Raw genomic sequence first — 20653 nt, forward strand, 5'->3', positions numbered from 1 at the left:
TCGCCCCCGCGGACAACTCAAGTTTAACGCCTGGCCCCCATACGCTTAACCATATCGAGGGCGTTTGGGGCGGGCATGAACTTCCAGAATCTAAAGATTTCCACCAAGCTCACGGTCGCTTTCGGCGCCTTGATCCTGGCCTTCGTGGCCTCGGCCGTCGTCGTCCTGCTCAGCCTCAACGAGATCCAGGAGGCCTCCACCTCCAGCCAGCGTTCGCTGACCCTGGCGGCCCAGGCCGAGGCCATGGCGACCCTGGCCGAAGAGCAGCACGGCGCCCTGCGGGGCTATGTGCTCACCAGCGACCCCAAACAGAAGCAGACCTACGAGGCCGTCGGCAAGACGTTCGACGACGCCCTGGACGCGTTCGAGGCCAAGACCACCCAGGCGGCCCAAAAGAAGCGTGCTCAGGCGATCCGCGCCGCCATGAGCGCCTGGCGCCGTGATGTCGCCTCCCCCACGCTCGCCGCCATGAACGACCCGGCCGGCCGGGAACAGGCGGTGGCCATCGTCGGCGCTCCGTCTCTGAGCAAACTGCGCGCGCTGCAGGAAGACATGCGCGCCGCCGCGGTGGCTCGCGTGTCGATCCGCACCAAGGAACAGGCCGGCGCCCTGTTCATGGCCAAGACGTCGATGATCGTGGGCGGCCTGGCCTCTCTGGCCATCGCGGGCCTGATGGGCTGGCTGCTGTCGGCCACCATCGGCGCGCCCGTCAATCTGATCACCAGCATCATGCGCCGCCTCGCCTCGGGCGACAGCGGCGTCGAGATTCCCGCCATCGGACGCAAGGACGAGGTCGGCGAAATGGCCGACGCGGTCGCGGTCTTCAAGGACGCCGCCATCGAGAAGCTGAGGGTGGAGGCCGAGGCTGTCGCCCAACGCGACGCCGCCGAAAGCGAGCGCGCCGCCAACGAGGCCGAGAAGGCCGAGATCGCCCGCAGCGACGCCATCAACATCGCCGCGCTCACCGAGGCGCTAGACCGCCTGGCGGCCGGCGACCTGACCCACCGTATCACCATCCCGTTCTCGCCCAAGGCCGAGAGCCTGAAGACCAATTTCAACGCCGCCGCCGCCCGCCTGCAGGACGCCCTGCGCGGCATCAACGGCGCCACCGGCGGGATCAGCGCCGGCTCGGAAGAGATCGCCCAGGCCTCGGACGACCTGTCGCGCCGCACCGAGCAGCAGGCGGCCAGTCTGGAAGAGACCGCCGCCGCCCTGGACGAGATCACCGCCACGGTCCGCCGCACCGCTTCAGGCGCCGTGGAGGCCTCTCAGGTCGTCGCCCAGACGCGCGCCGGCGCCGAACGCTCCGGCCAGATCGTCGAGCAGGCCGTCGCCGCCATGAACCAGATCGAGACCTCGTCCGCCCAGGTCGGCCAGATCATCGGCGTCATCGACGAGATCGCGTTCCAGACCAATCTGCTGGCCCTGAACGCCGGCGTCGAAGCTGCGCGCGCGGGTGAGTCCGGCAGGGGTTTCGCCGTCGTCGCCCAGGAAGTCCGGGCTCTCGCCCAGCGCTCGGCCGACGCGGCCAGGGAGATCAAGACCCTGATCTCGACCTCCAGCCAACAGGTCGAGGCCGGTGTCGGCTTGGTGGCCCAGACCGGCGAAGCCCTGCGCGCCATCGTCGGCCAGGTCGCCTCGATCGACAGCCTGGTCAAGGAGATCGCCGCCTCGGCCCAGGAGCAGTCCACCGGCCTTCACCAGGTCAATGTCGCGGTGAACCAGATGGACCAGGTCGTCCAGCAGAACGCCGCCATGGTCGAGGAAGCCACCGCCGCCACCCACTCGCTGAAAGGGGAGGCTGGCGAGCTGGCCGTGCTGGTCGGGCGGTTCCAGGTCGGGGACGGCCAAGCGACCCCCGCCCGGCGTTCGCGGGCGGCCTAGCGCCTTTCCCTGAACGCCTTTCGCCTCCTACACTCCTCCCAACGACAAGAGTTGGGAGGGACCGATGATCGCGGGCCTGATGCAGACGACGCCGCTGATGATCAGCGGCATCCTTACCTATGCGGCCCAGGCCCACGGGACGCGCGAGATCGTCTCCAAGCTGATCGACGAGCCGCTCTGGCGCTACGACTATGCCGGTCTTGGCCACCGCAGCGCCCAACTGGCCCATGCCCTCCAGCGCCTGGGCGTGAAGGCCGGCGACCGGGTCACGTCCCTGGCGTGGAACACCCACCGGCAGCTGGAGCTGTTCTACGCCGTCCCCGGCCTCGGCGCGGTGCTGCACACGGCCAATCCCCGTCTGTTCGACGAGCAGATCGTCTACACGATCAATCACGCGGAAAGCGGCGTGCTGTTCTACGAGCGCGGCTTCGCGGCCCTGGTCGAGCGCATGGCCCCCCAGCTGACCACGGTGAAGACCTTCGTCATGCTGTCCGATCCCGAGCGGACCATTCCCGGCGAGGTCGGCGCGACCAGCTACGAGACCCTGATCGCCGGCGAGGCCGAGGCCTTCTCCTGGCCGGTCTTCGATGAGAACGCCGGGGCCTTCCTCTGCTACACCTCGGGCACGACCGGCGATCCCAAGGGGGTGCTCTATTCGCACCGCGCCGTGGTGCTGCACGCCATGGCCGGCGGCCTGAACAGCGCGTTCGGCTTCACCGCCTTCGACGTGGTCATGCCCTGCTCCAGCCTCTACCATGCCACCGCCTGGGGCCTGCCGTTCAGCGCCCCGATCTGCGGCGCCAAGCTGGTCCTGCCGGGCGACAAGATGGACGGCGCGTCCCTGCACGCGCTGATCCAGGGCGAGGGCGTCACCTTCACCGGCGGCGTGCCGACCATCTGGACGATGTATCTGGACTGGCTGGAAAAGACCGGCCAGCGACCGGACAGCCTGAAAAGGGTCGTCATAGGCGGCAGCGCCGTGCCGCGCGCCATGGCCGAGGCCTTCAAGCGGCTCTACGGTGTCCAGACTCTGCAGATCTGGGGCATGACCGAGACCTGCCCGATCGGCGTCGTCTCCACCCCCACGCCCGCCCTCGCGGCCCTGGGCGAGGACGCCATGGACGAGGCCATCTGGACCCGGCAGGGCCGGCTACAGTTCGGCATCGAGCTGCGGGTCGAACTGGACGATGGGACCGAGGCCCCCCACGACGGCGAGACCTCCGGCGCCCTGCTGGTGCGCGGCCCGTGGGTGGTGCGGCGCTACTTCCGCAAGGACGAGGACGCCGCCCGCGCCGACGGCTGGTTCGACACCGGCGATATCGCCACGCTGGACGCCCACGGCTTCATGCGCATCACCGACCGCCAGAAGGACGTCATCAAGTCCGGCGGCGAGTGGATCAGCTCGATCGACCTGGAGAACGTCGCGGTCGGCTGCCCCGGCGTGAAGATCGCCGCCGTGGTCGGCGTGCCGCACCCCAAGTGGGAGGAACGTCCGCTGCTGGTCATCGAGGCCCACGAGGGCTCGGCCATCGGCAAGGTCGATGTGCTCGACTATCTGGCGCCCAGGATCGTCAAGTGGTGGACGCCCGACGACGTGGTCTTCGCCGTCGTGCCGCTCACCGCCACGGGCAAGATCGACAAGAAGGTCCTGCGCGAAGCCTGGAAGGGCCACCTCACGACCTAGATCTGCCCTAGACCGGCAGCGGCCTCGGCTTGCGGTCGTCGCCGATGGCCACGAAGGTGAAGACGCCTTCGGTCACCTTGTGGGCCTGCTCGCCGTCACGGCGGCGGCGCCAGGCCTCGACCTGGACCTTCAGCGAGGTGCGGCCGGTGTGGACCAGGCGCGCGAACAGGCTGACCTCGTCGCCGACGAACACCGGACTGATGAAGGTCATGCCGTCGATGGCGATGGTGGCGCAGCGGCCGGCGGCGCGGTGGAAGGCCACCGAGGCCGCCGCCAGGTCCATCTGCGACAGCAGCCAGCCGCCGAAGATGTCGCCTTCGGGATTGGTGTCGGACGGCATGGCGATGGCGCGCAGCACCGGCGCCTCGTGCGGCCATTCCAGCGCTTCCCAGGCCTTGGCCAGGGTTTCGGCGCGGTTCGAGGCGGCTTCGTCGGTCACGGAACTGGCGCTCAAGGGGGTCAGTGCCCGCCAGCGCCTTCGTAGACGCCCGGCGCCAGGATCTCGTCCTCGTCGCCGACGGCGGTCGAGGCCACGAAGCGGCGGTCGCAATAGGAGCAGTCGACGAAGCCGGCCGCGCCCATCTCAAGCCACACGCGCGGATGGCCCAGGGCCCCGCCGACGCCGTCGCAGGCGATGCGGTGCGAGCGGACCGAGATCGTCTCCGGCGCGGCGCCGGCGATGGCGTCGACGTCCATGGCGGTCGGAGCGGTGGCGGGGGTCTTGGCCATATTGGCGAGTCCTTAAAACGGAACGCGGCCTTGGCGCGGCGGCGAACGAGGCATACCTATGCGACCCTGAAAGGCGCCGTCAATCGACGGGCGCCCGAAACGACGTTTCTCGCCGCCCCGGCTATCGATCTGGCCCGTCTCTGTCTGGAATGCCCATGGACCTGCCCGCCTACGCCATCGAAGCCGAAGGCCTCTACAAGACCTATGCCGCCACCAAGACCGGGCCTGAAAAGCGCGCCCTGAACGGCATCGATCTGAAGATCCCGCGCGGCTCGATCTTCGGCCTGCTGGGTCCCAACGGCGCGGGCAAGTCGACCTTCATCAACATCCTGGCCGGCCTGGTGCGCAAGAGCTCGGGCACGGTGAAGATCTGGGACCGCGACATCGACCAGCGCCCGCGCGACGCCCGCGCCGCCATCGGCGTGGTGCCCCAGGAGCTGGCCGCCGACGTGTTCTTCACCCCGCGCGAATCGATGGAGGTGCAGGCCGGCTTCTACGGCGTGCCCAAGAACGAGCGCCGCACCGACGAGCTGCTCAACGCCCTGGGCCTGGGCGACAAGGCCAACGCCTATGTCCGCCAGCTGTCGGGCGGCATGAAGCGGCGCCTGATGGTGGCCAAGGCCATGGTCCACCAGCCGCCGGTGCTGATCCTCGACGAGCCGACCGCCGGGGTCGATGTCGAGCTGCGCCGACAGCTCTGGCACTATGTCACCGGCCTGAACGCGCTGGGCGTCACCATCGTGCTGACCACCCACTACCTGGAAGAGGCCCAGGAGCTGTGCGACGAGATCGCCATCATCAACCGTGGCGAGGTGGTGGCCTGCGAGCCGACCGCGACGCTGCTCAGCCGGATGGACAGCCGCAACGTCGTGGTGACGCCGGAGGAGCCGGTGCTTGTCGCCCCGGACCTGGTCGGATTCGACACCAAGCTGCGGGCCAATGGCGCCTTCCAGGTCAGCTATCGCACCGGCCAGTCCAGCGTCGAGCAGGTGCTGGCCGCCGTGCGCGCCAACGGCCTGAAGATCAAGGACATCGCCACCGAGGACCCGGATCTGGAAGACGTCTTCCTGGCCCTGACCTACAACGACCCGAACGCCGCCGATCCGACCAAGGACTGAGGGCATGACGAGCAAGCCTGCCGCGCTGCGGCGCCTGATCGACCTCCCCGGCGTCAAGGACCTGGAGTACCGGGCGCTGCTCAAGCGCGACTTCGCCGAGCCCGAGGCCCGGGCCGAGTTCCCGGAGATCGACGCCTGCGTGCTCGCCTTGTTCGGCTTGACCGCCGACGCGGCCGAGACGGTGGAGCGACCGGCCGACTGGGACGATGTCGAAAACCAGTCGCCGGCCGCGCAGGTCGCCGCGTTCGAGGCCGAAGGCTGGGACGTCACCGACGACAAGCGTCGGCCGCTCCGCGTCCTGGGTCACTTTTCCGCGCCGCTCTGGCTGGCGCTGCGCGGCGTGGCCGGGACCCTGCCCTTTCAGCCGGAAAGCACCGAGCCGGAAGCCTGGATGTCCAAGTTGGAGGCCGAGGCCAAGCGTTTTCGCAAGCGCTAGGACCTTTCGGGAGCATCGATAGGCTGGCGCCAAGCTAAGGCTTGCGTTCCAGGTCTCGCTGGCCAAACTCGCCCCGACCTGTTTTGAGCGCGCGTCGGGGGCGCATCGCATGACCTTTCTAGAGCGGCAGTTCGGGCTTTCGGCCCAGGGCACGAGCGTGCGCACCGAGGTGCTGGCCGGCTTCACGACCTTCCTGACCATGGCCTATATCGTGATCGTCAACCCGGCGATCCTGGGCCAGACCGGCATGCCGATCGCCGCCGTCGCCGCCGCCACCTGCCTGGCCGCGGGCTTCGGCTCGATCCTGATGGGACTGATCGCCAACTACCCGATCGCCCTGGCCCCCGGCATGGGCCTGAACGCCTATTTCACCTTCACCGTCGTCAAGGGCATGGGCCTGCCGTGGGAAACGGCGCTGGGCTGCGTCTTCCTGTCGGGCGTGGCCTTCCTGATCCTGACCGTGGCGGGGATCCGGCAGCTGATCGTGGGGGCGATACCGCGCCCGCTGTTCTCGGCCGTCGCGGCGGGCGTGGGTCTGTTCATCGCCTTCATCGGCCTCAAGGAAGCCGGCATCATCGTCGCCAATCCGGCCACCACGGTGGCCCTGGGCGACCTCACCCAGCCGACGGCGGTCCTGGCCATACTGGGCCTGGCCGTCATGGGCGGGCTGATGGTCTGGCGGGTAAAGGGCGCGATCCTGATCGGCATCCTGGTCGCCGCCGCTGCCGGCTGGGCCCTGGGCCTGGCCAAGGTCGTTCCCGGCGAGTCGGGCCTGGCCGCCCTGACGGCCACGGCCTTCAAGCTGGACGTACCCGCCGCCCTGCACCTGAACGGCGGAGCCGGCATGGCCATCGCGGAAGTGATCTTCGTCTTCCTGTTCGTCGACCTGTTCGACAATGTCGGGACCCTGGTGGCGGTGACCAAGAAGGCGGGCCTCGTGCAGCCCGACGGCACGATCCCGCGCCTGAACCGCATCCTCACCGCCGACAGCATCGCCACGATCGGCGGCTCGCTGGCCGGCACCTCGACCGTCGTCAGCTATATCGAGAGCGCCTCGGGTGTCGCGGCCGGTGGCCGCACGGGCCTGACCGCCATCGTGGTCGGCCTGCTGTTCCTGCTGACCCTGTTCTTCGCGCCCTGGGTCCAGGCGATTCCGGCCGCCGCCACGGCCCCGGCCCTGATCATCGTCGGCTCGATGATGATCGGCGCTCTGGCCGATATCGACTGGGAGGATCCGGGCGTGGCCATCCCCGCCTTCCTGACGGTGATCGCCATCCCGCTGACCTTCTCGATCGCCAACGGCCTGGCGTTCGGCATCACCGCCTTCGCCGTCCTGAAGCTGGCGCGCGGTCAGGCCAAGCCCGGCGACTGGCTGCTGTTCGTCCTGGCGGCCCTTTTCGTGGCGCGGTTCATCTACATGGGGTCAGCCTAGGAAGGCGACTATGAACCCGTTTGCCCTTGAGCCGCCTTTCGGCTAAGACCCGCTTCCGCCCTGGTCAGCCAGGGTCGCGCGCACCCGTAGCTCAGCTGGATAGAGCGTTGCCCTCCGAAGGCAAAGGCCATAGGTTCGAATCCTATCGGGTGCGCCATTTTTCCCAATAAGATCAACTTCTTGCTTACAGCACACCCTAGGCTGCGGGCGCGAGATCGAAGCCGGCCTCGTCAAACACTTCAAGCCTGCTCGGCTTGGGCAGGGACGCGTCGCCATGCAGGCGCGCCAGCAGATAGGCCACCGCCAACACCATGTCAGCGGCGTCATAAGGCTTGGGAAGCGAGCCGATCGCCACGGTCTTGGCGGAACTCGCTCGGCTGACCTGGCCGCTGATCAGCAGGACCGGAATTCCCAAGGCCTTCAGGTGCTCGGCCAGCTCGATGCCGTCGTCACGCCCGGCGAGCCGGATGTTGACCAGCGCCAGGTCCGGCTTTTCAGCCTCAGCGACCTTCAGCGCATCGGCGTGTCGGTCGGTCAGGTCGAGCACCCTGTATCCTGCGTCGTGCAACTCGTCCCGGAGGAGTATCGCCACCAGCGCTTCATCCTCGACAATCATCAAGGTGGCGGTCTCGTCGGCTAGGCGCGCGCTCATGATCGTTCCTCCATTCGCAAGCCCGCCGAAACCGGCGGCTCCTCGGCCATCACAGGCGGCTGGCTCGCCGTCTCGGGATCGTCCTGAACCAGGGCGATCTGGGTGTGCTTGATGGAAACCTGGGTGCCGGGTTGCTCCGGCGTGACCTCGACCGAGGCGTTCAACTGCCCGGCCAACGCCCGGACAATGCTCGTGCCCAGGCCTGTTCGAAGCGGCGCCGTCAACGGCATGCCGACGCCATCGTCGCGGACGCAAAGAATCCAGTTTGGCCCGTGGAAATCGTAGTCGACCGTGATCTTGCCAGGCCGGCCATCGGGGAAGGCGTGCTTGAGCGCGTTGATGACGAGTTCGGTGACGATCAGGCCCAGGCTGACCGAGACCCTGGCCTCGACGACCCCATGGCCGCCCTCCACGGCCAAGGTGATGCGGTCGACCTCGCCGATCATCGAGGCCGCGATGTTTTCGCAAAGGCTTGTGAAATAGGTCCGCACCTCGATGTCGCCGCTTTCGGACGTCGACAGCATGCGTTCGAGGGCGGCGACGGACATCACCCGATGGTGAGCGTCCTTGAGATGTCCCCGCGTCTCGTCGGAGGTGGTCTTTCGCGCGTTCTGCAAGAGCACGCTGGCGATGATCTGCAGGCTGTTGGCGACCCGGTGCCGGACCTCCTGCAACAGCACGCTGCTTTCCGCCAGCGCGCGCGCCTTCGACGCCGCGTCGGCGAGCGAGTCGGTGATGTCCGACACCGCCACGAGGATCCGCGTTTGATCGAGATCCAGATAGGTCAGCCGTCTGGCTTGCACGACCAAGTGACGAACCCGCTCCAGGGGCCGATTGAGATCGATATCCCGGGCGCCCGGCGCGCTTTCCCCCGACACGGTCGCTATCATCAGGGATCGCAGTTCGGGGCTGTCCCATTCACCCCCGTCCAAGGCGTAGAGGGACTGCCCCGTCAACGCGGCCAGGTCGACGCCGAAGAGGTCGCAAAACGACGTGCTCGCCGCGATCACAGTCTGCTGGCCATCCAGGAGAAGAAGTGGCCCGGGCGACGACGTGACAATGGCCAACGCCAAGCTCAGGTCCACATCTTCGGAACTATGTCGTCGGGCAGGCATGGCGAGCCTTCGGAAAACCGGAGGCTCGCGGAGAGAAAGCCAAAGGCCGGGGAGTCGCGAGGACCATGATGGACGTCAAACGACGCTCGTGGGGTCGACCGCGTTCTTCGTAACGGTTTCAAGCCGGCTAGGTTGCACAGTGGGGCCTCATGATTTTCCCGTCCTGAAACGACGAAGGCCCGGCGGTCATCCCGCCGGGCCTTGTCTCGTTCAGCCGCGCTTCGGATCAGAAGAAGCGCTCGCCGATCCGGATCGTGTCGCCCGGCGCCACCGTGGTCGACGGGGCCAGCCCGCCCTTCACCTCGGTCGTTTCGCCGTTGTGCTTGATGTAGACGCTCTTCTTGTCGGCCCGGTAGGTGAAGCCGCCGGCGGTGGCCACCGCGTTCAGCACCGTCAGACCCGCCGTGTAGGGATAGGTGCCCGGCTTCTCGACTTCGCCCAGGATGTAGAATGGGCGGAAGGTCAGGACTTCGGCGCTGACGCGGGGCTCCTTCAGATAGCCGTCGCTGAGCGACTTCTGCACGGCGTCCTGGAACTGGCCGACCGTCAGGCCGCCCGCCTTGATCTCGCCGACCAGCGGCAGCGACATCAGACCGCTGCCCGTGACGAAGAACTCGCCCGACAGGGTGGGCTCGCCATAGACGGTCACCCGCACCTTGTCGCCGGCGCCGAGCAGATAGTCCATCGACTGCGCCGCCGGCACAGGCGTGTCGCTGACGATCGGCTGCTGGGCGCGCGCGGCGCCGCCCCCGCCGAGGCCGGCGATGCAGACGACCAGCGCCAACATCGAAAAGAGGCGCGAGAGTTTCGAAACACCGATCATCGCGAAGCGTCTCACCTTGGACGTTTAAAACCTGGGAACTTGTCAGACTTGGAAAACGAAATGCCACATCGCATGTGACCGTGACATGAACAAGATCAAGACTCAGGTCGCGCGCGCTTTACTAAACTGAATGATCTTAGGTTCGCCGCCATCAAGTCTAACGGCGGTCAGGACGCCGGTCGCATAGGCGCCGGTGTCGACATTGATCCGCTGGCGCCCCACGAAAGCCTCCTCCACCGGCGTGTGGCCGTGGACGACGGTGGCCTTCAGACCGTGCGGGTTGTCGAGGAATTCGTTGCGGATCCACAGCAGATCGGCAGGGACCTGGCGCTCCAGCGGCACGCCTGGACGCACGCCCGCATGAACGAAGACGTAGTCGCCATAGACGACCACAAGCTCCAGCTGGCGCAGGAACGCCTCGTGAGCCGACGGGAAGGCGGCGCGGAAGGCCTGGCGGGCCTGCTCCCAGGCCTCGGGTTCGGCGCGGCCCACGGGGCGCTGCACGCCGTAGGACATCAGCGTCTCGCCGCCGCCGTATTCGACCCAGGACGGTCCGGCCATCGGATCATCGAGGAAGTGCAGCAGCGTCTCTTCGTGATTGCCCATCAGGGTGCGAAATTCGAAACGCCCCTCGGCCGCCTGCGCCTTCAGCAGGATCAGCCGGTCGATCACCGCCGAGGACTGGGCGCCGCGGTCCACATAGTCGCCCAGCATGACCAGCACAGGCGGGTCTTCGCGCCCCGTGTCGCGATAGTCCTCGGTCACCGCCCCGATCAAGCCGTCCAGAAGGTCGAGCCGACCATGAACATCCCCCACGGCGTAAACCATCCGACCGCCCGTGGACGACGCGCGGCGCGACTGGGGCTTCGGACGAAAAAGGGACTTGAACATCGAACTCGCCAGGACGGCGACAGGCGCCGGAACCAAGAACTTTGATTTTGCCTCAGCCAGCGGCGTAGTTCAACGGCGCTCACGAGCGTTTACTCGCAATTCACCACGCCCGTTTCACTTCAATTTACTAAGTATATTTCCGTCTCATTGTAGTTAATTCTAGAATTACCACAGTTAAACATCCAGATTATACCATCTAAATTCAGCTCAAATTTGCGGCCCAAATGAATACTGACCCCACGAACACAGCGGGGTCAGCATGTTCAAGACGCGTAACATTGTTCTGGGGCTCGTGAGCGCTATCGCGATGATGGCCGGCGGCAGCGCTCAGGCGGGCTCGATGCCGTTCATGCCACGCGGCGAAGGCGTCGGCGCCCCGATGGGCTTTGCTGACCTGTGCCACCGCGACGCCAGCGCCTGCGGCGTCCCCGGCAACCAGCTGGCCCTGCTGGGCGGCGTGTCCGGTCTGGCTCCGACCTCGTCGGTCGGCGCGGTTTCACAACACCAGTTCGACGCCACCGGTTCGGCCGTCTCGCCCGACGACAACGCGTTTGGCCTGATCATGGTGGAGACCGTCGAGGCCTGGAAACCCGCCGCCGTGGAGGATTTCGTCCCCGCCGGCCAGGCGCGCCCGGTCACCGCCGCTGTCATCGCAACGCCCGCCCCCGCCCCGAGCGAGCCCATGACTCTCGCCTGGACCACCCGCACGGACCGCGAGCAAATGAAGCTGCTGAACCAGGTCAACCAGCTGGTCAATCGCACAGTCAAAAAGGCCACGGACCAGGATCTCTACGGCCAGGCCGAATACTGGTCGCTGCCGCGCCTGGTGAACGGCAAGCTCTATGGCGACTGCGAGGACTATGCGCTGGAAAAGCGCCGCCAGCTGATCGCGGCCGGCGTGCCGGAAGCTGCCCTGTCCATGGCCGTCGCCTTCACGGCGCGTGGCGAGAGCCACGCCGTGCTGATGGTCTCGCTGCAGAGCGGCGACTGGGTGCTGGACAACCTGACTCCCTGGGCGACGCCCTGGGAAGACCTTAACTACCACTGGGTCGAACGTCAGATCCCGGGCACGGCGCTGTGGACCACCGTCGCCTGATCCGAAGCCGCCCCTCTGAATGCAACAAACCCCGGGCCTGACGGTCCGGGGTTCTTTCGGTCTAGGCATCGGCGTGAACAACAACGCCCGCTCGATCTTGAGCGGGCGCGACGACGGGTCTTCAGACGAACTGATAGCGTCGGCGGTTGAGCTAGAGGAGGTGGGAAACGGCCAGCGCCAGGGCGCTCCAGAGGCTCACCGAGATAACAGCGCCCATACCCAGCCCCAATAGCGGCGGAAGACGCTTGGCGGGCGCGGGCTGGGCGGCGTCGACTTGGTCAAACGAGATCTTCGCTTCAATCATCGATCACACTCCTGATGCGATCAAGTGTAGTGCGGCGCGGCTAATCGCCCGTGAATGAACAGAGTCTACGTGCGTTAAGCATATATGCGGGGGCTGTGGATTTTTCCCGGCGACGCTGTGGAGAGTTTGGGCTAACTTGAGACCGTCCGAACTGGAAACCAGTCGTGACGTGGTGGGGAATTAGAGGGTTATCTGGTGGACGGGGGATCGTATACCGGGCGCATCTCGCCGAAATTGCATGATCCGTTGCCGAAGGTTGCGACGGATCCTTACAAGCGCGCGTTCGATATCGTGTCATCCGGCCTGTTGCTGCTGCTGTTCGCGCCGCTGCTGCTTCTGGCGGCCTTGCTGATCAAGCTTGAATCGCCCGGCCCCGCCCTGTTCCGACAGATGCGGGGCGGCTTGGGCGGCGCCAAGTTCCAGATCCTCAAGCTGCGCACCATGCGCTGCCGCGAGGACGGCCCGGAACTGATCCAGGCGCAGCGTGGCGACGACCGCGTCACGCGTATCGGCCGCCTCCTGCGCGCCAGCAGCATCGACGAGCTGCCGCAGCTGCTGAACGTGCTGCGCGGCGACATGTCTCTGGTCGGTCCTCGCCCGCACGCCGCAGCCCACGACGACTATTACGGCACGCATATCCCCGACTACCACGCCCGCTATCAGGCTCGCCCGGGCCTGACGGGTTGGGCGCAGGTCAAGGGCCTGCGCGGCGGCACAGACACGGTCGACGCCATGCGGAAGCGGGTCGAGGCCGATATCGACTACATCCGGACCTGGTCGATCCTGAAGGACGCCCAGATCGTGCTGCTCACCATTCCCAGCCTGCTGATCGCCGAGAACGCCTACTGAGCCTTTGCCTGGGCCCGAGATAGGCGTTCGGAGACCATCAGGAACGCGAGCGCAAGCCGGCCCGAAGGATTGCGGACGCCGCCGACCACGCTCATCAGACGCCGCTCGCCGTCAGGCCGGCCAAACTCGATACGCGCCTGATAGACGGCCTGGTCGCGCACGCCCGCCGACAGCTCGGGCCAGTGCTCATAGGCCAGGAGCGTTCGGCTCCTGAAAAGGCTGGTTTGCAGTGGAGCGACCGCGAAGGAGTGGCTGAGGGCGATATTGGCCGCGGCGATGTCGCTCCGCTGGAAATCGACGGCCGCCTTCCGAAGCCACGCGGCGCCGGATCCGGGACGAAGGGCGACTTCGCGACGGCTGAGGCTCTCCAGGCGCGCCCGCGTCGTCGAGTCCGCCGGGGAAGTGAGACCGCCCTCGATGCTGCTCGCCAGCACCTCCGCCGAAGCCGTCGGGATGGTGGAAAGGTCGCCGCCGAACCTTGACGCCGCCAGAGGAAGGGCGAACAGCAGCGAAGCGACGAGGGCCAGACCCGCGAAAGCGGTCGTTCCCCAGTCCGCCTTGCGCTCGACTCCCGCACGGCGCGGCGCCCCGGTCGCCGTCATCGCGCCAAGCCCCACGGCGAAGAGCGCCTGCAGGGCCGGGACCTGAACGGCAAAATCCGAAAGGCCATGCAGGAGGACGACGACCGTGGCGGCGATCGTGGCGCGCGCCAGCGCACCCACCGTACCCGGCCTGATCGCGTCCTGTCCGACACGCCATAGCGCGGCGAGCAGCCAAGCCAGCATGGCGACGGAACCGACCATCCCGGTCTCCTCCAGCCATTGGAGGTAGAGGTTGTGCGTGGCGCGCACGTCATGCAGGACGTTCAGGTTTTCGGTCGTCGTGATCAGCTGATTGACGATCGGGAAGGAGCCCAGCCCGTAGCCGAACCAGGGCGAGGACTGAAAGGCCTGCCAGTGCGCGTCGAAGATCGCCTTGCGGGTGGCGACGTCGCCGTCCAGGTGCTCAAGCCGTGCGGCGGTCAGCTCGGCGCTGCGCATGGCGACGCCAATGACGACCAGCAAAACCGCCGCGCCGCCGACGATCGCTATGGCGCGAACTCGCCGTCCCTGAGCCAGCACTTGCCACGTCAGCAGCACCGCAAGACCGACCACGGTGGCGAAGATTCCGCCCCGAGAGGCCGTCAGCGCCAAGGCGACCGCGAAGACCGCCGCCGCAGCCAAGCTCAGGCTGGCGCTCAGGTCCATCCGGTCGAGGCGCAAAGCGCCGCCCGTGCGTTGGACCGTCTGGGAGAAGAACATCGCGGCGAAGATCGCCCCTACGCCCATCAGCGTCGCGGCAGTGTTGGGGCTGAACAGGGTCGCCGTCAGGCGTCGTCCGGCCCGTAGGCTCACATGGTCGACGATCGCGACCGCGGCGAAGGCGGTCAGGCCCAGCAGCAGCCACCAGACTAGCGCCCGGCGCCGTGTCTCGGACGCACCGATGATCCGCGCGGCCAGGAACAGGCAGGCCAGGCCGACGAGACGCAGCAGGTTGAGGATGAGTGAGGAGCGATCAACGGTGATCGCGCCGCCATTGCGGTCCAGATAGCTCCAGACCGGATGCGCGCCGCCCGGGCCGAACGGGGTCAGAGACCAGGCCGCCGCGACCAGAACGCCGGCGAACAGCAGCCCGGGCCAAGGCGCGGTCAGAACGCTGGGGACCTTCTGAGCCCACCTGCACGTCGCCAGCAGAACCAGCAGGAAAGCGGCCTGAAGCACGCCGAACACCGTCGCCACGGCGACGTCGCTGGCCCCGAACGCGACAATCTCGGCCAGGATCAGAGCAACGAGAGCGCCGATGGCGGCGCCCTCGGAGACTTGCAGCTTTCGCGTCCTGGCCGCCCCGGGCGAGGACGCCCCCCCGCCCCCGCGCGTCCTAGTCCGCATAATACTTTCGATAGTTGGCGTAGTAATAATAGGAGTCGCCGTAGCCGTAGCGGGACTGGGCCTTGAGATCCATCTGGGTCAGGGCCACGCCGGCGATAAAGGCGCGCGTGCCTTGCAGCAGGGTCAAGGCCGACTGCACCGCCTTAACCGGCGTCTTCTTCCAGCGCACCAGCATCACCACGGCGTCGGCGTGCGGCGCCAGGATGCGCGTGTCGGCGATGGCCAGCAGCGGCGCGGTGTCCAGCAGCACGATCTCATAGCGCGCGCGAAGATCCTGCAGCAGCTTGTGCATGGCCGACGAGCCCAACACGTCACGCGGCGTATAGGCCGACTTGGCCAGCGGCAGGATGTGCGCCCCGCTTTCGTCCGTGACCACGGCCTGATCCAGGGTTGCGACGCCGTTCAGGACCTCCAGCAGACCCACGGAGGCCGGCTCCTTCAGGAACTGGCTGATCGCGCCTTGGCGCAGGTCGCAATCAACTACCACCACCTTGGCGCCCGAGCTCGCCAGGGTGCGGGCCAGACAGAAGGTCGTCGTGGTCTTGCCTTCGCCCGGGAGAGACGAGGTGACCGCGATGACCTTCACGGGCTCGCCGACCTTGGAGAACAGGATCGACGCGCGCAGCTTGCGCAGGCTTTCGGCGAAGCTGGAGAGGGGCTTGGCCAGCAGGTAGTCGGACGGCGTCATGCCCTTCAGCGTCTTGGCGTCGTCCACCGTGGTGCCCAGGGTCGGGACGGCGCCGAGATACGGCAGGCCCAGCCGCCGCTCGACCTCGTCCTCGGTGAACAGGCCCGCCATCAGAATCTCGGCCAGGACGATCGCGGCTACGCCGGCGCCCAGCGCCAGAACCAGACCCAGCGCCAGGTTCAGCGAAGGTTTGGGATAGCTGGGGCCGGTCGGAATCTTGGCCGGCGAAACCACCCGGGCGTCGGCTTGCTCGATCCCATCCGACGTCGTGGTCTGCTTGAAGCGGCCCAGCAGGCTCTCGTACAGAGTCTTGACCGATTGCGCCTTACGCTCCAGCTCGGACAGGCCGATGCTGGCGCGGTTGTTGCCGGCCAGAGTCCCCCTCGAGGCTGACACGCTGGACGCCACCGAACCGGTCCGCTGACGCGCGACCTGGGCCTGGGCTTCCAGGTTGGAGATGATGCGGCGGATTTCGGCCTGGATCTGGCTGTCGATGTCGGCCAGCTCGCGCTTGGCCTTCAGCAGGTCCGGGTGACGATCGCCGTAGCGGCCGCTGAGATCGGCCACCTGAGCGCTCTTCTCCGCCCGTTGCTTGCGCAATTGCTGCACGACCGGCGAGTTCAGGGACTCGCCAACGTCCTCGCCCGTGCTGCCGCGCGCCAGCTGCTGGCGAGCAATGTTCAGGCGCGCGTCGGTCTCGGCCTGCGCGGCGCGGCTCAGGGCCAGCTGCTGGTTCAGGCCGGAGATTTCCTGCTCGGTCAGGGTCGCGCCTTCGGCGCTCAGCAGGTTGTTTGCGATCTTGTACTGCTGAACCGCCGCGTCGGCCTGCTGGACCTGGTCACGCAGCTCGCCGACACGAGTGTCCAGCCACTCATTGGCCTTCTGGGTCGCGTCGAACTTCGCCTCGAGCTGTTCGGTCAGGTAGAGGTTGGCGAAAGCGTTGGCCAGTTCGGCCGCCCGCCTCGGATCGGTGTGGGTATAGTCGATCGCGATCAGATAGGTCAGACCGGCGCGGCGAACCTTCAGCCCGCCCAGCACATTGTCGACAATGCGTTCGCGTAGGCGCTGTAACTCGATCGGATCCGTCGGCGCGCCCGTCGTGGGTGACGCCGCCTTCTTCAACGATGAGAACCAGGCCTTGGCACCCTTGGCCTTCGCGAGATTAGGGTTGAAGTAGGGGTCTTGCTCAAGCTTCAGGTCCTTGACGACACGCGCCGCCAGCGACCGCGACTTCAACACCTCGACCTCGGTATCGACCACGGAAGAATCCGCCGGCAGGCCCGAGAGCACCGCGCTCATATCAGTGACCTGTTCCTTGCGGACATCCAGCATCACCTGCGCCGTCGCCGTGTAGCGGGGTGTCTGCTGCAGGGTGAACAAGACCACCGCCGCAAACACGACCACCGCCACCGCCGCGAAGAGTCGGAAGCGTCGCCTGAACGTCGCGATCACGACGTTCAGGTCAAAAGACAACGCTCCGGTGTCATTCACCGGAGCGTTCGAAGTTTCAAAACCGGAGCCGTCCATGGGTACTCTCAGTAATCGGCAAACCTTGCCGTTTCGTGGACGTCGCTAGAACTGCAGCGCCACGGACGCAATCAGCTTGTTGTCCTTGAACGAAGATGCCTTGGCCGCGCCAGACGAGTCTTGCTTCAGGTAATTGTACGTCAGGAACAGGCCGACGCGACGGTTCAGCAGATAGGCCGCCGTCGCCGAGACGTTGTCGCGCTTGTCGCTGCGATCCACGCCCTTGTAGTTGTCCTTGCCGTGGGTGTAGGCGCCAGACAGCAGGACGTTACGCAGCAGTTCGTGGTCGATCGTGGCGCCGATATTGTTGGAAATGAAGCCCGCCGAACCCGTGGCGGTCGACTCTTCGATCGTGCGCGAACCGTTCAGGCCGACGGTCGTCAGCTGGGTCGGAAACCACTCCAGGCGCCCCGCCGCGTTGAAACCGCTGATGCTCTTGTAGAGCGCACTCTTGTCGTAGGACTGCTTCATGTAGCCGACCTGGAGGTCACCACGCACCAGATCGGACGCCTCGAAGTTGGCGCCGACACCCACAACATAGCCGTCCGACGAGCGATCCGTGGCGCCTTTGATGTCGTAGTCGCGCTTGTTGCCCGTGGCCGTCGCATAGACCGCCGTATCCGGACTGACCGCGTACTCGGCCTTGGCGCCGTAGGACAGTTCGTTGCGATCCCGCGTGTTCTGATTGAATGCAGCGCCCTGATCTTTGTAGTTGAAATCCTTGTCGTCCAGGCGGCCCGTCAGGCGCAGACGATTGAATTCCTTCACCGCGGTCAGGTTGGTGGTGGTGATGTTGTACTTGACCGGCTTGGGCGTCGCACCGGCGGGTGTACCAGCCGTGATGGCCGAACGCGGTTCGATCAGATTCTGGTACTGGGCAGAGCCCGAAACGTTCGAGCCGCGCACCACATCAATGCGGCCGTTCGCAGCGAGTGTGTATTCTTGGGTGTTCTCGGTCTTTTGATCGCCATAGCGAACCACATTGCCGCCGGCGAAGAAGCCGAGCGCGTTGCGCGACCAGTTCGAACGAACGGCCAGCTCCGGCTTCACGCGCCAGATGTTGTCGTCAATCTTACCCGCCGCCACGGCGTAGATATTGTCGTTATGTTCGAGATCGACGGTCACGCGCGGGTAAAGCGTGAAACCGCCGGCCTTCTGACCGCTCGCCTCGTAGTCGGGTCGCGGGCGCTGACGAACGGAAACGTTCTTGTCGCGCTTGAAGTTTGAACCGAGATCCTGCGCCTGAACAGCTTGTGGCGCGGTCAACGCGATACAGGCCGCAATGGCCGAGCACGTCAGAAGTCGCATAGCTTAATCCCCACCAGCAGGCGGTCGCCGCGCGTCGAGGCGCGCCAATCCGCCCGAATTTCAAATCTTAGCCGCAATAGGTCGCGATCACGCCCGCACAAGGGTCGAACACCGCCGGGGCAACCGTCGTCTGACCGCCCGAACCCGGAGGATTTGCCGTCGGAGGGTTGACCAGGTTGGGCGCGTCGCCCGTCGTCGTCGACGCGGTGATGATGGCGTTGATCTGCGCCACGACAGCGGCCCCAACCGCCGGCGGAACGGCGCCCGCCGCAACCGCGTCGTTGAGCGCGGCGCTGACGATGGACACCGGCGCCCCTGCGGCGATTGCCGCCTGCATGGCGGCCGCGACGGCGCTTTGGAGAATCGCGGACTGCTTCGCCTTGGCGGCGTCAACCTTATCCTGCGCGGCCTTTTTCTGGGCGGCGGTCGCGTTGGCTGGAAGCGCGTTCAAGGCGGCCTGAGCATCAGCGCCTTCCTTCTGAGCATCCACGAACGGTTGCGACTTGGTCGCATCCGTCACGGCCTTGGCGATCTGCGCTCGCACTTCAGCCCGCGTCGGCGCGGCGGCGTTCGCCACCGACAGGATGGTAATCGAACCCATCGAAAGCGGGGCAATCGCCATGATGGCGCCAAGCATCAAGGCGCGGATGCGGTTAGAAGCCATGATTGCTCCCTCCAATTGAACGGCGTCCCTTAGGACAACGTATATAAATGCTCTAGCCCGGATAAGGTGGTTTCGCCTTTTCCCGGCTACACCGTTCCCCGGAGATCACACTCAAGATGCGATCTAAACGTGAACACCACCTGGCCGATGGTTAGACTAGGAATGTGACGCGCGTATCGCTGTGCAGCAGACACACAGATGATCTGCTGAGTGTATGGTTAGGCTTAAACAACCATGTGCAGGCGCTAATGGCAATGCTGCACTGCGAGAATCTATGGATAATGCCGAGAATCTGACCGCTTTCGCGCAGCACGCGACTAAGTCGTCCGAATATTCCGCAGTGATCGGATCAAGACTAGGCGGCGGCGACCGCTACGACGGGAACTTGCCGCCGCTGAACCAGACATCCGTACCAGCCCAGGCCGGCATAGGTTTCGTAGCCGGGCGTCAGCGCGTAGCCGACCGTGATGTCGCCGTCGGCGTAGCTGCCCATCGCGCCACTGGAGATATCCAGCGGGAAGATCTCGGTCAGGACGCCGTGATTGTCGGAAGAGGCCAGGACTCGGCCCTTCTGGTCCAGAAGCAGGACACGCGAGCGGCCGCGCTCCTCGGACGTCAGGCGAACCCCATCCACCACGGCCTGGGCCTGGGGCCGCCAGTCGAAATGGACGCCTAGCACGCCCAGGATCTTGCCCTTGGCCTGACCGCCCTCGCGAATGGCCGTGGCGTAGGTGGCGACAGGCGCGTCGCCCAGGGCGCGGGCCTTTTCGATGTCGCAGGCCACGAAGTCGTCGCCGGTGGAAGTGCGCATGCCATCGCGGAACCACTTGGCGTCGGCGACGGACTGGCCGATGACGCCGGGATACTTGCCGGGCCGGCCGTTGGCGACCACTCGTCCCTTGGTGTCGCAGATCCATAGGTCGAGATAGACGGTGTAGGCGTCGAGGATCACGCCCAGGCGCTCGCTGGCGTAGCGGCTGGCGCCGGGATCGGCGTCCGCCAGGCAGGCGACCACGGCGGAGTCCGTCGCCCACCAGCGGACGTCGCAGGTGCGTTCATAGAGATTGCGGTCGACGATTTCGATGGCGTTCAAGGCCAGATCGGCCAGGCGCTGGCCGCGCATGTGGCCCAGGATCGCTCCGCCGATGGCCGACAGCTCGTCGAGATCGGCGCGCACCTGGCTCTCCAGGGCGGCCGCCACGGCGTCGATTTCGGTGGAGATCTTTTTGAATTCCTCGGCGACGATGGCGAAGCCCTTGCCGGCCTCCCCGGCGCGCGCCGCCACGATCAGCGCGTTGATCGACAGCATCTTGGCCGCGCGATTGACCCGGGCGATTTCACCGATCTTCTCGCCCGCCACACTGGACAGACGCTCAGACAAATCCAGGATCCGTTCAGGACGAAGACTGGCGTCTTGTTCCATCACAGGTAAGCCCCCACGCAAAACTTCCGTCTAATCGACTCACTCTACGCAAGATGACGCCCTCGTCATCGTCGCGCGATGACACCCTGGGCCACACCCAAA

General features: G+C 66.3%; 18 protein-coding genes, 1 tRNA gene and 1 pseudogene. 8 read left to right on the top strand and 12 right to left on the bottom strand.

Annotation, left to right across the window (positions count from 1 at the left end; genetic code table 11):
• Positions 1-75 precede the first annotated feature (75 nt).
• A complete protein-coding gene (locus tag CSW62_RS23295) occupies positions 76-1884 on the top strand; it encodes a methyl-accepting chemotaxis protein (RefSeq protein WP_099581854.1) in 1809 nt (602 codons plus the stop codon).
• A gap of 64 nt (positions 1885-1948) precedes the next feature.
• Positions 1949-3568, top strand: coding sequence for a long-chain fatty acid--CoA ligase (locus CSW62_RS23300; RefSeq protein ID WP_099581855.1), 1620 nt, complete (start codon positions 1949-1951; stop codon positions 3566-3568).
• Positions 3569-3575: 7 nt separating this feature from the next.
• Here CSW62_RS23300 and CSW62_RS23305 read toward each other — a convergent pair whose 3' ends face one another.
• Both CSW62_RS23305 and CSW62_RS23310 read right to left on the bottom strand, forming a co-directional pair.
• On the bottom strand, positions 3576-4007 hold the full coding sequence (locus tag CSW62_RS23305) for an acyl-CoA thioesterase (RefSeq protein ID WP_099581856.1): 432 nt from the start codon (positions 4005-4007) through the stop codon (positions 3576-3578).
• A gap of 20 nt (positions 4008-4027) precedes the next feature.
• Positions 4028-4297: a zinc-finger domain-containing protein gene (locus CSW62_RS23310; protein ID WP_099581857.1), complete on the bottom strand. Its 270-nt coding sequence runs from the start codon at positions 4295-4297 to the stop codon at positions 4028-4030.
• Positions 4298-4452: 155 nt separating this feature from the next.
• On the opposite strand from CSW62_RS23310, the gene CSW62_RS23315 reads away from it, so the two are divergent.
• From CSW62_RS23315 to CSW62_RS23330, 4 genes are all read left to right on the top strand, one after another.
• Entirely contained in the window at positions 4453-5415 is a 963-nt protein-coding gene (locus tag CSW62_RS23315; RefSeq protein ID WP_099581858.1) for an ABC transporter ATP-binding protein, read from the top strand.
• A gap of 4 nt (positions 5416-5419) precedes the next feature.
• Positions 5420-5851: a hypothetical protein gene (locus tag CSW62_RS23320; RefSeq protein ID WP_099581859.1), complete on the top strand. Its 432-nt coding sequence runs from the start codon at positions 5420-5422 to the stop codon at positions 5849-5851.
• A 109-nt stretch (positions 5852-5960) separates the two neighbouring features.
• Positions 5961-7283 (top strand): NCS2 family permease, encoded by a 1323-nt coding sequence (locus CSW62_RS23325; protein ID WP_099581860.1) that lies wholly within the window; start codon positions 5961-5963, stop codon positions 7281-7283.
• Positions 7284-7363: 80 nt separating this feature from the next.
• Positions 7364-7440 (top strand) — tRNA-Arg (locus tag CSW62_RS23330).
• A 39-nt stretch (positions 7441-7479) separates the two neighbouring features.
• On the opposite strand, the gene CSW62_RS23335 is transcribed toward CSW62_RS23330, so the two are convergent.
• The 4 genes from CSW62_RS23335 to CSW62_RS23350 form a co-directional block, all read right to left on the bottom strand.
• Positions 7480-7935, bottom strand: coding sequence for a response regulator (locus CSW62_RS23335; protein ID WP_099581861.1), 456 nt, complete (start codon positions 7933-7935; stop codon positions 7480-7482).
• The gene (locus tag CSW62_RS23340; protein WP_233206765.1) at positions 7932-9008 is read right to left on the bottom strand and encodes a sensor histidine kinase; all 1077 of its coding nucleotides are present in this window, start codon (positions 9006-9008) and stop codon (positions 7932-7934) included. The genes CSW62_RS23335 and CSW62_RS23340 overlap by 4 nt, the downstream gene beginning before the upstream one ends.
• 268 nt (positions 9009-9276) lie before the next feature.
• On the bottom strand, positions 9277-9873 hold the full coding sequence (locus CSW62_RS23345; RefSeq protein WP_099581863.1) for a polysaccharide biosynthesis/export family protein: 597 nt from the start codon (positions 9871-9873) through the stop codon (positions 9277-9279).
• A gap of 102 nt (positions 9874-9975) precedes the next feature.
• Positions 9976-10764, bottom strand: a complete 789-nt coding sequence (locus CSW62_RS23350; RefSeq protein ID WP_099581864.1) for a metallophosphoesterase family protein — start codon at positions 10762-10764, stop codon at positions 9976-9978.
• Between the two features lie 292 nt (positions 10765-11056).
• Between CSW62_RS23350 and CSW62_RS23355 the strand changes: the two genes are divergently transcribed.
• A complete protein-coding gene (locus CSW62_RS23355; RefSeq protein ID WP_233206766.1) occupies positions 11057-11860 on the top strand; it encodes a transglutaminase-like cysteine peptidase in 804 nt (267 codons plus the stop codon).
• Between the two features lie 151 nt (positions 11861-12011).
• Here the strand turns inward: CSW62_RS23355 and CSW62_RS26480 are convergent, their stop codons facing one another.
• The gene (locus CSW62_RS26480; RefSeq protein WP_158235482.1) at positions 12012-12164 is read right to left on the bottom strand and encodes a hypothetical protein; all 153 of its coding nucleotides are present in this window, start codon (positions 12162-12164) and stop codon (positions 12012-12014) included.
• A 291-nt stretch (positions 12165-12455) separates the two neighbouring features.
• Here CSW62_RS26480 and CSW62_RS23360 point away from each other — a divergent pair, with 291 nt between their 5' ends.
• Positions 12456-13013: a sugar transferase gene (locus CSW62_RS23360; protein ID WP_369827528.1), complete on the top strand. Its 558-nt coding sequence runs from the start codon at positions 12456-12458 to the stop codon at positions 13011-13013.
• Here the strand turns inward: CSW62_RS23360 and CSW62_RS23365 are convergent.
• From CSW62_RS23365 to CSW62_RS23385, 5 genes and pseudogenes are all read right to left on the bottom strand, one after another.
• Positions 13007-14941 (bottom strand): O-antigen ligase, encoded by a 1935-nt coding sequence (locus CSW62_RS23365; protein ID WP_099581867.1) that lies wholly within the window; start codon positions 14939-14941, stop codon positions 13007-13009. The genes CSW62_RS23360 and CSW62_RS23365 overlap by 7 nt on opposite strands.
• Positions 14931-17156: a polysaccharide biosynthesis tyrosine autokinase gene (locus tag CSW62_RS23370; RefSeq protein WP_099581868.1), complete on the bottom strand. Its 2226-nt coding sequence runs from the start codon at positions 17154-17156 to the stop codon at positions 14931-14933. The genes CSW62_RS23365 and CSW62_RS23370 overlap by 11 nt, the downstream gene beginning before the upstream one ends.
• Positions 17157-17201: 45 nt before the next feature.
• Positions 17202-18464, bottom strand: coding sequence for an outer membrane beta-barrel protein (locus CSW62_RS23375; protein ID WP_099581869.1), 1263 nt, complete (start codon positions 18462-18464; stop codon positions 17202-17204).
• Between the two features lie 67 nt (positions 18465-18531).
• A complete protein-coding gene (locus CSW62_RS23380; RefSeq protein ID WP_099581870.1) occupies positions 18532-19128 on the bottom strand; it encodes a hypothetical protein in 597 nt (198 codons plus the stop codon).
• Positions 19129-19483: 355 nt separating this feature from the next.
• A pseudogene (locus tag CSW62_RS23385) lies at positions 19484-20606 on the bottom strand (methyl-accepting chemotaxis protein).
• Positions 20607-20653: the final 47 nt, after the last annotated feature.

It is taken from the genome of Caulobacter sp. FWC2 (assembly GCF_002742625.1).
GTDB lineage: Bacteria > Pseudomonadota > Alphaproteobacteria > Caulobacterales > Caulobacteraceae > Caulobacter.

Excerpts from the sequence above, each read along its gene's own strand:
- CSW62_RS23370 (WP_099581868.1), bottom strand. The coding sequence starts at position 17,156 with ATGGACGGCTCCGGTTTTGAAACTTCGAACGCTCCGGTGAATGACACC.
- CSW62_RS23310 (WP_099581857.1), bottom strand. The coding sequence starts at position 4,297 with ATGGCCAAGACCCCCGCCACCGCTCCGACCGCCATGGACGTCGACGCC.
- CSW62_RS23320 (WP_099581859.1), top strand. The coding sequence starts at position 5,420 with ATGACGAGCAAGCCTGCCGCGCTGCGGCGCCTGATCGACCTCCCCGGC.
- CSW62_RS26480 (WP_158235482.1), bottom strand. The coding sequence starts at position 12,164 with ATGATTGAAGCGAAGATCTCGTTTGACCAAGTCGACGCCGCCCAGCCC.
- CSW62_RS23325 (WP_099581860.1), top strand. The coding sequence starts at position 5,961 with ATGACCTTTCTAGAGCGGCAGTTCGGGCTTTCGGCCCAGGGCACGAGC.
- CSW62_RS23300 (WP_099581855.1), top strand. The coding sequence starts at position 1,949 with ATGATCGCGGGCCTGATGCAGACGACGCCGCTGATGATCAGCGGCATC.
- CSW62_RS23345 (WP_099581863.1), bottom strand. The coding sequence starts at position 9,873 with ATGATCGGTGTTTCGAAACTCTCGCGCCTCTTTTCGATGTTGGCGCTG.
- CSW62_RS23315 (WP_099581858.1), top strand. The coding sequence starts at position 4,453 with ATGGACCTGCCCGCCTACGCCATCGAAGCCGAAGGCCTCTACAAGACC.
- CSW62_RS23375 (WP_099581869.1), bottom strand. The coding sequence starts at position 18,464 with ATGCGACTTCTGACGTGCTCGGCCATTGCGGCCTGTATCGCGTTGACC.
- CSW62_RS23380 (WP_099581870.1), bottom strand. The coding sequence starts at position 19,128 with ATGGCTTCTAACCGCATCCGCGCCTTGATGCTTGGCGCCATCATGGCG.
- CSW62_RS23365 (WP_099581867.1), bottom strand. The coding sequence starts at position 14,941 with ATGCGGACTAGGACGCGCGGGGGCGGGGGGGCGTCCTCGCCCGGGGCG.
- CSW62_RS23295 (WP_099581854.1), top strand. The coding sequence starts at position 76 with ATGAACTTCCAGAATCTAAAGATTTCCACCAAGCTCACGGTCGCTTTC.
- CSW62_RS23335 (WP_099581861.1), bottom strand. The coding sequence starts at position 7,935 with ATGAGCGCGCGCCTAGCCGACGAGACCGCCACCTTGATGATTGTCGAG.
- CSW62_RS23350 (WP_099581864.1), bottom strand. The coding sequence starts at position 10,764 with ATGTTCAAGTCCCTTTTTCGTCCGAAGCCCCAGTCGCGCCGCGCGTCG.